Genomic DNA, 12,573 nt, shown 5'->3' with positions numbered 1-12,573 from the left:
AGCCTTTCGGTTTCCGCAATGTAACCTTCCGGTGGGCATCCGGGAAGACCTCGGGACGACCTCAGGGAGACCACTGACCATGGGACGGCCGCGCACACCGCTCCTCGACCGTGAGCGCATCGGCACCACCGCGCTCCAACTGATCGACGAGAAGGGCGACTTCAGCGTCCCGCAGATCGCGCGGCGGCTCGGCGTCCAGACCGGCTCGGTGTACCACCACGTGGACGGCCGGGACGGCATCGTGGAACTGCTGCGCGAGCGGGTCGCGTCCGCGATCGATCCCGGGACCCTGGACCTGGCGCCCTGGGACGCCGCGCTGGAGGCGTGGGCACGCTCCTACCGCGCCGCGTTCGCCGCCCATCCGCGCACGATCCCGTTGCTGATGACGTCACCGGTGCGAGCGCCGCGCGTGCTGGAGCAGTACGAGCGGGCGGTGACGCTGCTGCTGGACGCCGGTTTCCCCGTCGCCGAGGTGATGCCGCTGATCATCGCCCTGGAGAACCTGGTGCTGGGCTCCGCCCTCGACCTCGCGGCCCCCGAGACGATGTGGGAACTGTCCGAACGGACTCCGACGCCACGGCTGGCGCAGGCCCTCGCCGCTGTGGCCGAGCCCCGCGCCGACCGCGCCTTCGAGGTGGGACTGACCGGATTCCTCGCGCATGCGCGGGCGATGCGGAACGCGGACGGGGAGGGCCGCGCATCCGGGTAGGACGTGCCTGCCCCTCCCCGGTTCGGCCGGAGGGCCAGGACGTCCGGCGGCCCTGACCGGCCCGGATACGCCGGGCCACCCCGACACGCCGACCGGCCCGGATACACCGGGCCACCCCGACACGCCGACCACCCCGGTGCCTGCCGGTTAACGGCACTCAGCCGTGGCGCAGCGCTCCGGGGTGCACACACAGCCGCGGCGCAACACTCCGGGAGCCCACATCCGGTGGGCAGACACTCAGGGGCACGCCCGGCGGGCAGGCACTTAGCGGGCACGCCCAGCGGGCGCAACGCCCGGCGGGCGGGCCGCACTGCCCGGCGCCGCACCTGCGCCGGGACCGCCACGACCCAGCGGCAGCGCACCACCCAACCGCGGCCGCCCCGCCCTGCCGTGTAGCTTGCCGAGCCGCCACGACTCAGCGGACGCACCATCCGGCGGGCAGGCCGACTCCGCCCCGCCATCACCACCTCGCCCCGCCATCACCACCCCACTTGGCCGCCCCCACCGGGACCGTGCCGGGCGGCAGGGCGGCCGGGCAGCGCCGAGCGGATGCAGACCTCCGCCCATGTGACGCATTCTTGCTGTGTCGCCCTTCGGGCGCGGCGCACTGGCGAGGTGGGGCCGATGACTGGGAGCGTCGGGGACGAGCGGGAACCGGTCGGCATGCTGACCGGGACCGCGGCGGACCCGGTCGACATGCTGACCGGGGCGGCGGCGGACGCGTTGCGTGTCACTGCCGGCCGTGCCGCGGGTGTGTACCTGTGCTCCCGTACGCCGGAGTTGCTGCGGCTCGCGGTGCTCGCGGGCCTGCCCGGGTCGTTGTTCCGGCCCTGGTGGCGGATGAGCGTGGACCGGCCGTTCCCCGTGGCCGACGCGCAACGGCTCCACGTGCCGGTGGTCCTCGCGAACGCCACGGAGACCATGCGCCGCTACCCGCAGTTCGCGGCGGGACTGCCCTTCCAGTTCGGCACCCTCGCCGTGCCCGTCATGGCGGAGGGGCGGGCCTTCGGGGTGCTGACGGTGATCCGCGCCCCGGCGGCGGACGCCGGGGAGGTGCTGGCGGCGCGCGAGCGGCTGACGCTCGTGGCGGACGGTCTCGCGGACGCGTTGCTGCGGCGGGAGGCGCAGGGCGGCGCCGTCACCTGGGACGACGAGCCGCTGTGCGTCCGTCCGCCGTTCGCGGGTGCGCCTGCGGAGCGGGTCGGGCATCTGGCCTGGGACCCGACGACCGGTGCCGTCACCGCGGACGAGTCCGCCCGGGCGCTGCTCGGGCTGCCGCCGGACGAGCGACCGGACGACGTTGTCTCGCTGGCACGGGCCGTCGAGCCGACGGACGCCCGACGGCTCCCGGACCTGCTGCGGGAGGCCGCGCAGGGCAGACCGCCACCGCGTCCGGTCCAGGTCCGCACCGCGGACGGGGGCCTGCGGCTGCTGGAGCTGTGGGCGCCGGGCACGCACACGTCCTCCCTCGTCACCGGCGTCCTCCTGGACCCCGGCCCCGGTGCCCTGGCCGACGGAGCTGCCGACCTGCTGCCCGAGGGCGTGTTCTGCCTGGACCGGCTGGGGTTGGTCGTCTACTGCAACTCCCGGGCGGCACACCTGCTGGGCGTGGAGCGTTCCCGGCTGCTCGGCCGGTCCCTGTGGGAGGCCGTGCCCTGGCTGAACCAGGCCTCGTGCGAGGAGCATCTGCGCGGCGCCCTGCTGTCCCCGGAGCCGGTGCACTTCCACGTCCGCAGGCCCGGGCCCGAGGCCGACGACCGGAGTTCCGGCCCGCGGCCGTACGAGGGCGACTGGCTGAGCATGGCCGCCTACCCGGGTCCGGACCTGCTGACCTGCACGGCCGTTCCCGCCAACCGCGTGGTGGACGAGGCGGACGGGCGGTCCGCGGCCGCCGCGGCGGCCGACACGGACACCGAGGCCCTCGCCCCGGACGCGGCCGCGTCCACCGCGCCGCTGTACCGCCCGATCGTCCTGGCCATCGCACTGACGGAGGCGGTGACCGCCCGGCAGGTGTCGGCGGTGGTCATGCACGAGCTGCTGCCCGCCTTCGGCGGCCGGCGGCTGGCCATCTACCTGCTCCAGGAGCGGCACCTGTACCTGGCGTGGGAGACCGGCTTCCCGGAGGGCTTCCTCGCTCCCTTCGAGGGCGTGGCGCTGGACGCGCGGCTGCCGGGCGTGGAGACGCTCACCACCGGCCGTCCCCTCTTCTTCGACTCGATGCAGCAGCTGGCGGACTCCTACCCGGGCATCCCGCTGGACGCGACGGAGGGGGCCCGCGCGTTCCTGCCGCTGATCGCCTCCGGACGCCCGGTCGGCTCGTGCATCCTCGGCTTCGACCGACCGCGCAGCTTCAGCTCGGAGGAGCGCACGGTCCTGACCGCGCTGGCCGGCCTGATCGCCCACGCGATGGAGAAGGCCCAGCGTTACGACACCGAGGCCGCCCTCGCCCGCGGCCTCCAGCAGGCCCTCCTCCCCCGCCGGCTGTCGCGTCACGCGCGCGTGGAGACCGCCGGACGCTATCTGCCGGGCACCGAGGGCATGATGGTGGGCGGTGACTGGTACGACGTCGTGGAGGCCGGGGACGGGCTGGCCCTGGTCATCGGAGACGTCCAGGGGCACGGTGTCCAGGCCGCGGCGACCATGGGGCAGCTGCGCAGCGCGGTCCGGGCGTTCGCCCTCGGGGACCGGCCGCCCGAGGAGGTCCTGGGCGGCACGAACCACCTCCTCATCGACCTCGACCCGGGCCAGTTCGCCAGTTGCTGCTACGTCCGGCTGGACCCGGCGAGCGGCCTGGCCCGGGTGGCCAACGCCGGGCACCCCCCGCCGCTGCTGCGCCACCCCGACGGACGTACGCAGGTGGTGGACCTGCCGGAAGGGGTCGTGCTCGGGGTGGACGCGCGCGCCCACTACCCGGTGGCGGAGCTGTGCCTGGAGCCCGGCGCGATCCTCGCGCTGTACACGGACGGGCTGGTGGAGCGGCCGGGCCACGACATCGACGACGGCATCACCGCCCTGCGCACCGCCCTGGCCGCCGCCGGCGCTCCCCCCGGCCGGCCTCTGGCGGACGTCGCCGACCGGCTCACCGCGACGGCCCGGCAGGCGACCGACCGGCCTGACGACATCGCCGTGTTGCTGGCCACCCCGCTCCCCTGGTGACGGCCGGGTGATTACGCTCCATCACCCTGCGTACCGCCCCTCGCCTCGCGGAGCCCGGCAGTGTAGACATGGCACATGGTCCGACTCCTGGGGCGATCGGATGCCCGGCCGGCCCGTCGTCCCCGGGGCCTGCGGGCGCGGCGCACGCCCGACCACACGCTGGGCGGGCGCAGTCTCGCCGCGCAGGTGTTCGTCCTGCAGGTCGTCATCGTGCTTCTGCTGGTCGTCGCCGCGGTGGTCGCCCTGGTGCTCCAGGTACGGCACGACAGCACCCAGGAAGCCCGCAACCGTTCCCTCGCCGTCGCCGAGACCTTCGCCAACTCCCCGGGCATCGTGGCGGCGTTGCGCAGCCCCGACCCGACGGCCGTGCTGCAGCCGAGGGCCGAGGCCGCCCGCGAGGCGTCGGAGGTCGACTTCATCGTCGTCATGAACACCGACGGCGTCCGCTACACCCATCCCAAGCCGGACCGCATCGGCAAGACGTTCGTCGGGACGCTGGCGCCGGCGCAGCGGGGGGGCACGGTCGTCGAGGAGGTCGACGGGACCATCGGCCGGCTGGTGCAGGCGGTGGTGCCCGTCAAGGACGCCGGCGGCGACGTCGTGGGGCTGGTGTCGGCCGGCATCACCACCGACCGCGTCGGCGGGAACGCGGAACGTCAGCTGCCGCTGGTGCTGGCCACCGCCGCGGCGGCCCTCGCCCTGGCCACGGGAGGCACGGCCCTGGTCAGCCGGCGCCTGCTGCGCCAGACCCACGGGCTGGGCCCGCGTGAGATGACCCGCATGTACGAGCACCACGACGCGGTGCTGCACGCCGTGCGCGAAGGGGTGATCATCGTCGGGGACGACGGGGCCCTGCTGCTCGCCAACGACGAGGCGCACCGTCTGCTGAACCTCCCGCCGGACGCCGAGCGCCGCGACGTCCGCGATCTCGGACTGGACGCCGACACCGCCGAGCTGCTCGCCTCCCGGCGGGTGGCGACGGACGAGGTGCATCTGGTCGGGGAGCGGCTGCTGGCGATCAACCAGCGGCCCACCGACCTCGCGGGCGGGCCCGCCGGCAGCGTCGCCACGCTGCGCGACTCCACGGAGCTGCGCGCCCTGTCGGGCCGGGCGGAGGCGGCACGCGAGCGCCTCGACATGCTGTACGCGGCCGGGGTGGGCATCGGGACGAGCCTGGACGTGACCCGGACGGCGGAGGAGCTGGCGGAGCTGGCCGTGCCCCGGTTCGCGGACTTCGTGACGGTGGACCTCTTCGACGCCGTCCTGGAGGGGGAGGAGCCGGACTCCCGGGCCGTGCTGCGGCGCACGGCGCTGAGCGGTATCCGCAAGGGGGCGCCGCTGTACGCGCTGGGCGAGCGTCTCCGCTTCGTCGAGAGCGCCCCGCAGGCCCGCAGTCTCGCCGGCGGGCGGCCCGTCCTGGAGGCCCGGCTCGCCGAGTCGCCGGGCTGGCGCGCGCAGGACCTGGAGCGGACCGAGCAGGTGGTGGCGTTCGGCATCCACTCCCTGATCACCGTGCCCGTCCGGGCGGGGTCCCTGATCCTCGGGGTGGTCAGCTTCTACCGCTCGGAGCGCCCCGCGCCCTTCGACCCGGAGGAGGTCGCCCTCGCGGAGGAGCTGGTGGCACGGGCCGCGGTCTCCATCGACAACGCGCGCCGCTTCACCCGTGAGCACGGCATGGCGGTCACGCTCCAGCGCAGCCTGCTGCCGCGCAGCCTGCCCGAGCAGGGCGCCCTGGACATCGCCTACCGCTACCTGCCCGCGCAGGCGGGCGTCGGCGGCGACTGGTTCGACGTACTGCCGCTGTCCGGCGCCCGCGTGGCGCTCGTGGTCGGCGACGTCGTCGGCCACGGTCTGCACGCGGCGGCCACCATGGGGCGGCTGCGCACCGCCGTGCACAACTTCTCGGCCCTGGATCTCGCCCCGGAGGAGCTTCTCGGGCTGCTCGACGAGCTGGTGGGCCGTATCGACCAGGACGAGACGGCCGACGCCACGGCCGCGCCGGTCTCCGGGGCGACCTGCCTGTACGCCGTCTACGATCCGGTCTCCCGGCGCTGCGTCATGGCCCGCGCGGGCCATCCGCCGCCCGCCCTGGTCCACCCCGACGGCCGGGTCGAGTTCCCGGAGGTGCCGACCGGGCTGCCGCTCGGGCTGGGCGGGCTGCCGTTCGAGGCGGTCGAGCTGGAACTGCCGGAGGGCAGCCGGCTGGTGCTGTACACCGACGGGCTGGTGGAGGACCGCAAGCAGGACATCGACACCGGGCTCGAACGGCTGCGCGGCGCACTGGAGCGGACCGACAGCTCGCCGGAGGAGACCTGCCAGGCCGTCCTGGAGTCGCTGCTGCCGGAGCGGCCGAGCGACGACATCGCCCTGATCGTGGCGCGCACGCGGGCACTGGGCCCGGACCGGGTCGCCGAGTGGGACGTGCCGGTGGATCCGGCGGCGGTGGGAGAGGTGCGGTCCGCGGTCGTCCGGCAACTGGCGCTCTGGGACCTGGAGGAGCTGTCCTTCACGACGGAACTGATCCTCAGCGAGCTGGTCACCAACGCGATCCGCTACGGCGCTCCGCCGGTCCGGGTCCGTCTGCTGCGGGACCGTACGCTGATCTGCGAGGTCTCCGACAGCAGCAACACCTCGCCGCACCTGCGGTACGCGGCGATGACGGACGAGGGCGGCCGCGGGCTGTTCCTGGTCGCCCAGCTCACCGACCGCTGGGGCACCCGTTACACGCCCACCGGCAAGGTGATCTGGGCGGAACAGCCCTTGCCGTGAACGTCGTCGGGGTGGTCGCGGCACTCCCCCGCCGGCCCGACGGCCCCCACCGATGGTCATAAATGAAGCTTATGAGCTCATAGAGTGGACCCCCGTACCGGGTTAGGTTTGCCTTAGTTTAGGCTTCCCGTCGAGTCGATCTGTCGCCACTCGAAGGGAACTGATCATGCCCCGCCCCCTGCGGGTAGCCATTGTCGGAGCCGGCCCCGCCGGGATCTACGCCGCCGACGCGCTGCTCAAGTCCGATGTGGCCACCGACCCCGGTGTGTCCATCGACCTCTTCGAGCGGATGCCGGCCCCGTTCGGACTGATCCGTTACGGCGTAGCTCCGGACCACCCCCGGATCAAGGGCATCATCACCGCCCTGCACCAGGTCCTCGACAAGCCGCAGATCCGCCTCTTCGGCAACGTCGACTACCCGACCGACATCAACCTGGACGACCTGCGCGCCTTCTACGACGCCGTCATCTTCTCGACCGGCGCGATGGCCGACCGCGAGCTGTCGATCCCCGGCATCGAGCTGGACGGTTCGTACGGCGCCGCCGACTTCGTCTCCTGGTACGACGGCCACCCGGACGTGCCGCGCACCTGGCCGCTGGAGGCCGAGAAGGTCGCCGTCCTCGGCGTCGGCAACGTCGCCCTCGACGTGGCCCGCATCCTCGCCAAGACGGCCGACGAGCTGCTGCCGACGGAGATCCCGCCGAACGTCTACGAGGGCCTGAAGGCCAACAAGGCGCTGGAGATCCACGTCTTCGGCCGCCGTGGCCCGGCGCAGGCGAAGTTCTCCCCGATGGAGCTGCGGGAGCTGGACCACTCCCCCAACATCGAGGTCATCGTCGACCCCGAGGACATCGACTACGACGAGGGCTCGATCCAGACCCGGCGCGGCAACAAGCAGGCGGACATGGTCGCCAAGACGCTGGAGAACTGGGCGATCCGCGACATCGGCGACCGTCCGCACAAGCTGTTCCTGCACTTCTTCGAGTCGCCCGCGGAGATCCTCGGCGAGGACGGCAAGGTCGTGGGCCTGCGCACCGAGCGCACCGCCCTGGACGGCACCGGCAACGTCAAGGGCACCGGCGAGTTCAAGGACTGGGACGTCACCGCGATCTACCGCGCCGTCGGCTACCTGTCCGAGAAGCTGCCCAAGCTGCCCTGGGACCTCGACTCGGGCACGGTCCCGGACGAGGGCGGCCGGGTCATCGAGGAGAGCGGCGCGCACCTGCAGTCGACGTACGTCACGGGCTGGATCCGGCGCGGCCCGGTCGGTCTGATCGGCCACACCAAGGGCGACGCCAACGAGACGGTGTCGAACCTGCTGGACGACTTCGCGAACGGCCGTCTGCACACGCCGTCCTCGCCCGACCCGGAGGCCGTGGACGCGTTCCTCGCCGACCGCGAGGTGCGCTTCACCACCTGGGAGGGCTGGTACAAGCTGGACGCCGCGGAGAAGGCGCTGGGCGAGCCGCAGGGCCGTGATCGCGTGAAGATCGTCGAGCGTGAGGACATGCTCCGCGAGAGCGGCGCGTAAGCACGGACCGTAGGGGGCCTGGAGGCGCGTGTCTCCAGGCCCCCTTCCGCATGCCGGGGGCCGCCGATCGCCGGGCCCGGGGCGGGAGCGGGCCGGCGGACCGTGTGATCGCCGCCCGCCGGCGTCTTGGCCGGCAGTCCCGCGGCCTCGCACGCGGCCGTGTTCCCCCTCCACGAGCCTCCCTGTCCCCCCGGCTGCGCGCCCGCGCAACGGCGCGCGACAGCTCCATGCCACCGGCGCGGGCGGCGCATTCGACGTGGTCCCAAGGCGCCGGATCAGCTCCCGCGGCGGGGGTTCCGCGACGGGGCGGCCCCGCGCGTTTCCGCGCGGAGGGGGCGCGAGCGGGCGCGGAAGGGGTTCGTTCACGCGCCGTTGGCCCTCACGACTGCGGTATGTCGGCCAGTGGGAGCACGGCGCGAATGGTCCGCGGGGCCACGGGCATGCTGTGAACGGGGTCACTTCCGGTGTGCGGTGCCGGAACCAGCCCGGAGTGCCCCTTCCGCCCGTCTCGCCTCCCACGAAGGACATGTGGTCTTGGCTCTCATGTACCCTGACGCCCCGTCAGCCCGCCGTCCCGGACGCTGCTGGACGATCCGTGTGGTCGGGCACCGGGACCGCACCGCTTCGGTCACCTGCTCCTCGGCGTGCGCGATGCCGCCGCGATCGCGCGACCTCGCGGCCCTGCGCCGCTTCGCCGAGGCCCATGCCGCCGCCCACGCCAAAGCGGCCGCGGTGCGGCCCGACGCGGCCTGCTCCTGCCGACGGCAGCGGTGCGCGCTGCACGAGGGGATCCGGGTCGCCTGCGCGGGCACGGTCGTCCTCGTGCTGCGCCACGACCCGTCGGTCGGCCAGGTGTGGACGCTCAGCGAAGTGTGCTCCGCCTGCGCCCCGTTGATGCCGCACACCCGCGTACTGGGCCGTGCGGCGCCACGCCCCGCGGACTCGGACGCGCCGGAGGCGGGACGGACGGTGGACGGCGGTCCGCCCCACCCCGCTCCTTCCGCCACGCCGAGCGTGGCACCACCCCGTCTCGTCCCCGGCGGGTTCAGCGCTCCGGGCGCGGGCGGGGGTACGGGACCGGAGAGGGCCGGCGGCCGCCGACGGGGACGTCCGGGCCCGCGGCGCGGACGCACGCAGGCAGAGGGCGGTGGGACCTGAGCGGGGGGCTGCAGGCGGCGGGCGGGGACGGGCGAGCGGCGCCGGGTCGAGTGGGAGGGACCGCGATCCCGTGGCGGGTCGGCTCAGGCCCCGTACTCAGGGCCCCGTTGCGGCCGCAACTGGCGGGGGATGCGGACCGGCAGGGCGCCCAGGGCGCGGCCCGGGGGCGGTGCGGGCGGGGTCGGGGTGCCGTCGGCGAGCAGGGCGGGGGCGTCCTCGCGGGAGGTCCGGCGGGTCGCCATCACCTCGGCGATGCGGGCGCCGCTTCGCCTGCCCTCCAGGTGCAGTCGGCCGACGTTGGCCCGGTCGTCGGCCAGCAGGGTGAGGACGGCGGACGGGCCGGCCGCGTAGGTGGCCACGTAGCCGCCCGCCCCGCGCACGAGCAGTTCGCGGAACTCGCCGCGGGCCGTGAGGTCCACCATGCGGTAGCCGACGCCGAGGGCTGCCGCGGTGAGGGCCGCGAGTCCTTCCGGCTGGACCTCGGGCATGTCCTGGGCGAGGACGAGGCCGTCGACGCTGGCCGCCAGCGCCCCCGTCAGCTGGGGCATACGCGTACGCAGCCGGTGCAGTTCGTTCAGGACCTCGGCCTCGACGGCCATGACCGGTCTCCTTTCGCCATCACGAGGCTGGACCAGGGAACTTCGGCGCACGCTCGACCGCCCCGCCCCGAACGGCCGCGCCGAGAGCGTGACCCCGAGATTACGGAAAGTGCCGGGCCGAGGTGACGGCTTTGGCATTTTCCTCTGGAACATCCACGCACCCCCTCCCCCGCGCTCAGCTCCACCACCGAAGGCCTGACGCCGATGAGACGCCCGGTGCACAAGGAGCGAAGAGTCCTTGCACACCGGGCGTCGGGAACCACATCGGCGGGAGCGGCGACGGGCAACCGAATCCCGTCCCTCCGGGGCATGCGGCCGAATGTCAGCCGTTGGAGAAGCGGCCCGCCTGGGCGAGGATCTGCTCCGCGTCGTCGGTCGGCGGATAGATCCAGACCGCGTTGATGTTCCGCTTGAGGGTCTTGGCCTCCTGCCCGGTCAGCGCGACGTTGCGGTCCCAGCCTTCGGTGAAGACGGCACCGGCGGGGCCGAGGTCGAGACAGGTGACGTAGGGGTCGGGGGTGAACGGCAGCAGGTCGTTGCCCAGGAGGTCGGCGGCCACGTTGTGACCGGCGAACTTGCCCATGGGCAGGGCGTGCTGACAGGACTGCGTCGCGGTGTGCCCCTCCTCCACGGCGGCGAGCGCGGTGTCGCCGGCCGCGTAGACGTCGGGTACTCCGATCACGCGCAGGTGCTCGTCCACGCTGAGCCGCCCCAGACGGTCGCGCTCGCCGGGGATCTGGGCGGTGAGGGGGCTCGCCGCCATACCGGCCGTCCAGACGACGGTCGCCGCGGGGATCACTTCGCCGTCCGAAAGGGTGACGTCCTGTCGGGTCGCCGACGCCACGGTGCGTCCCAGGCGTCGCTCGATCTTCAGTTCGTCGATCGCGCCGTCGATGGTCGGGCGTGGCCCCGGGCCGAGTTCCGGGCCCACGACGTCGGCGCGGTCGACGAGGACGACCCGGACGTCCCCTGCCGCGCCCTGACCGGCGGCGATCGCCCGAAGCCGTTCGCCCAGCGCGGTGGCGACCTCGACGCCGGTGAAGCCGGCGCCGACCACGACCGCGGTGTACAGGCCGGGGGACGGCGCCTGGTCGGGCAGCCTGCGGAGGTGGTTGTCGAGGGCGGCCGCCGCGGGAAGGGTGTCGACGTCGAAGACGTCCTGCGAGCCGGGGAAGTCCGGCCGTACGAGCCGGCTGCCGGTGGCCAGCACCAGCTTGTCGTAGGCCAGGTCCAGTTCCTCACCGTCGCGTCCGACGGCACGTACGGTGCGCGCCTCGGTGTCGATCCCGGTGACGGTCGCCGTGACGCGACGGACGCCGATCGGGCCGAGGACGCGGTCGAGGGCGACCCGCATGCCTTCGGGAGCGTCCTCGTACAGACGGGGACGGATGACCAGGTCGTCGCCACCGCTGACCAGTGTCACCCGCAGGTCCTCACCGGCGACGCCCGTCTCACGGGCGGCGCGTACGGCTCCTGCCGCGCACCACACGCCGGCGAAACCACCACCGATGATCAGAACATTCTTCATATACATCTCCGTTCCGTTCGTACTCTGCGACTGCTGATGCGCCTGCCTGGCGGCGTCCACCGGGGGCTCTGCGCACGCTGCTGGACCGGGACGTGATCGGCGGCGCCCGCGGGCAGCGGCCGGCTCACACAAAGCCCACGACCTCACGGCGTCCTGCCCGAACCGGCGGTTGCGGCTTCTCGCCGGGCCGGTCTCATGGTCTCGGCGCCCGGACCGCGCGGGCGTTTCCTCCGGCCGGTGACCCGGCAGCAGGTCGGGTGCGCAATGAACATACCGTGCGGGCAACACGTTGTCACACGGTTCATTCGCGGTGGCCGTGCCGTGCGATGCAGCACCTACGCCGTGCCGGAAGGCCAACTGACGCCCGCGATCCGCCGATGCCGGAGGAAGGAGACGCACGTCACACCCGGCCTTCTGTCACACGCGCGCCGCCGCCGCGGTCAGCAGTGTGTATCCACAACACGGCAAGGAGATCACCGTGGAACCTCGTCTCAACTACTTCGGCAACCCGCTCGCCGGGAAGGTGCTGAGGCACATCAACTCGGCCGGCAAGGTGCTCTCGGAGGCGTTGCCGACCGCGACCCAGGAACTGGTGAAGATCCGCGCCAGCCAGATCAACGGCTGCGGTTTCTGCACCGACATGCACACCAAGGACGCCGCGCACGCCGGTGAGACCGCGCAGCGCCTCCACCTGGTCGCCGCCTGGCGGGAGGCCACGGTCTTCACAGACGCCGAGCGCGCCGCCCTCGAACTGACGGAACAGGGCACGCGCATCGCCGACGCGGCCGGCGGTGTGACCGACGAGGCCTGGGCGAACGCGGCCAAGCACTACGACGAGGACCAGCTGGTGGCCCTGATCTCCCTCATCGCCATCATCAACGCCTACAACCGCATCAACGTCATCAACCAGCAGCCGGCCGGGGACTACCAGCCGGGCCAGTTCGGCTGACGGCTACCCGACCGGCTGCCGAGCACGGGTGCACCCCCACATACGGTCCGTCTCCGCGCCGCCCCGGCCCACGGCGGGAGACGGACTGCCGGCGCGCAGGGCCGCTCATCACGGCGAAGGAGCGCCGGCCCGGTGCGAACCGCGAGCGGGTGTGTCACAGGCGCGGGGGGAGTC

8 protein-coding genes are annotated in these 12,573 nt (G+C 73.5%); 6 read left to right on the top strand and 2 right to left on the bottom strand.

Features of this window, described 5'->3' with window-relative positions; genetic code table 11:
• Positions 1 to 79 precede the first annotated feature (79 nt).
• From ACIHAR_RS09065 to ACIHAR_RS09045, 5 genes are all read left to right on the top strand, one after another.
• Positions 80 to 709 (top strand): TetR/AcrR family transcriptional regulator C-terminal domain-containing protein, encoded by a 630-nt coding sequence (locus tag ACIHAR_RS09065; protein ID WP_365457587.1) that lies wholly within the window; start codon positions 80 to 82, stop codon positions 707 to 709.
• Positions 710 to 1,333: 624 nt separating this feature from the next.
• Entirely contained in the window at positions 1,334 to 3,865 is a 2,532-nt protein-coding gene (locus ACIHAR_RS09060) for a SpoIIE family protein phosphatase (RefSeq protein WP_400018125.1), read from the top strand.
• A 75-nt stretch (positions 3,866 to 3,940) separates the two neighbouring features.
• Complete coding sequence (locus ACIHAR_RS09055; RefSeq protein WP_365457581.1) at positions 3,941 to 6,634, top strand: SpoIIE family protein phosphatase; 2,694 nt, start codon at positions 3,941 to 3,943, stop codon at positions 6,632 to 6,634.
• A 166-nt stretch (positions 6,635 to 6,800) separates the two neighbouring features.
• Positions 6,801 to 8,165, top strand: a complete 1,365-nt coding sequence (locus tag ACIHAR_RS09050; protein ID WP_365457578.1) for an FAD-dependent oxidoreductase — start codon at positions 6,801 to 6,803, stop codon at positions 8,163 to 8,165.
• A gap of 543 nt (positions 8,166 to 8,708) precedes the next feature.
• Positions 8,709 to 9,323, top strand: a complete 615-nt coding sequence (locus ACIHAR_RS09045) for a hypothetical protein (RefSeq protein ID WP_400018238.1) — start codon at positions 8,709 to 8,711, stop codon at positions 9,321 to 9,323.
• 83 nt (positions 9,324 to 9,406) lie between these two features.
• On the opposite strand, the gene ACIHAR_RS09040 is transcribed toward ACIHAR_RS09045, so the two are convergent.
• A complete protein-coding gene (locus ACIHAR_RS09040) occupies positions 9,407 to 9,922 on the bottom strand; it encodes a roadblock/LC7 domain-containing protein (RefSeq protein ID WP_365457575.1) in 516 nt (171 codons plus the stop codon).
• 322 nt (positions 9,923 to 10,244) lie between these two features.
• A complete protein-coding gene (locus ACIHAR_RS09035) occupies positions 10,245 to 11,450 on the bottom strand; it encodes an NAD(P)/FAD-dependent oxidoreductase (protein ID WP_400018121.1) in 1,206 nt (401 codons plus the stop codon).
• A 478-nt stretch (positions 11,451 to 11,928) separates the two neighbouring features.
• Between ACIHAR_RS09035 and ACIHAR_RS09030 the strand changes: the two genes are divergently transcribed.
• Positions 11,929 to 12,399, top strand: a complete 471-nt coding sequence (locus ACIHAR_RS09030; protein ID WP_365457569.1) for a carboxymuconolactone decarboxylase family protein — start codon at positions 11,929 to 11,931, stop codon at positions 12,397 to 12,399.
• The last annotated feature ends 174 nt before the right edge of the window (positions 12,400 to 12,573 follow it).

This window comes from Streptomyces sp. NPDC052016 (genome assembly GCF_044548445.1).
Lineage (GTDB): Bacteria > Actinomycetota > Actinomycetes > Streptomycetales > Streptomycetaceae > Streptomyces.
Note: the sequence above shows the minus strand (reverse complement) of the source record. Positions and strands in the feature narration are given on the sequence as shown.

Excerpts from the sequence above, each read along its gene's own strand:
- ACIHAR_RS09065 (WP_365457587.1), top strand. The coding sequence starts at position 80 with ATGGGACGGCCGCGCACACCGCTCCTCGACCGTGAGCGCATCGGCACC.
- ACIHAR_RS09050 (WP_365457578.1), top strand. The coding sequence starts at position 6,801 with ATGCCCCGCCCCCTGCGGGTAGCCATTGTCGGAGCCGGCCCCGCCGGG.
- ACIHAR_RS09055 (WP_365457581.1), top strand. The coding sequence starts at position 3,941 with ATGGTCCGACTCCTGGGGCGATCGGATGCCCGGCCGGCCCGTCGTCCC.
- ACIHAR_RS09035 (WP_400018121.1), bottom strand. The coding sequence starts at position 11,450 with ATGAAGAATGTTCTGATCATCGGTGGTGGTTTCGCCGGCGTGTGGTGC.
- ACIHAR_RS09040 (WP_365457575.1), bottom strand. The coding sequence starts at position 9,922 with ATGGCCGTCGAGGCCGAGGTCCTGAACGAACTGCACCGGCTGCGTACG.
- ACIHAR_RS09045 (WP_400018238.1), top strand. The coding sequence starts at position 8,709 with ATGTACCCTGACGCCCCGTCAGCCCGCCGTCCCGGACGCTGCTGGACG.
- ACIHAR_RS09060 (WP_400018125.1), top strand. The coding sequence starts at position 1,334 with ATGACTGGGAGCGTCGGGGACGAGCGGGAACCGGTCGGCATGCTGACC.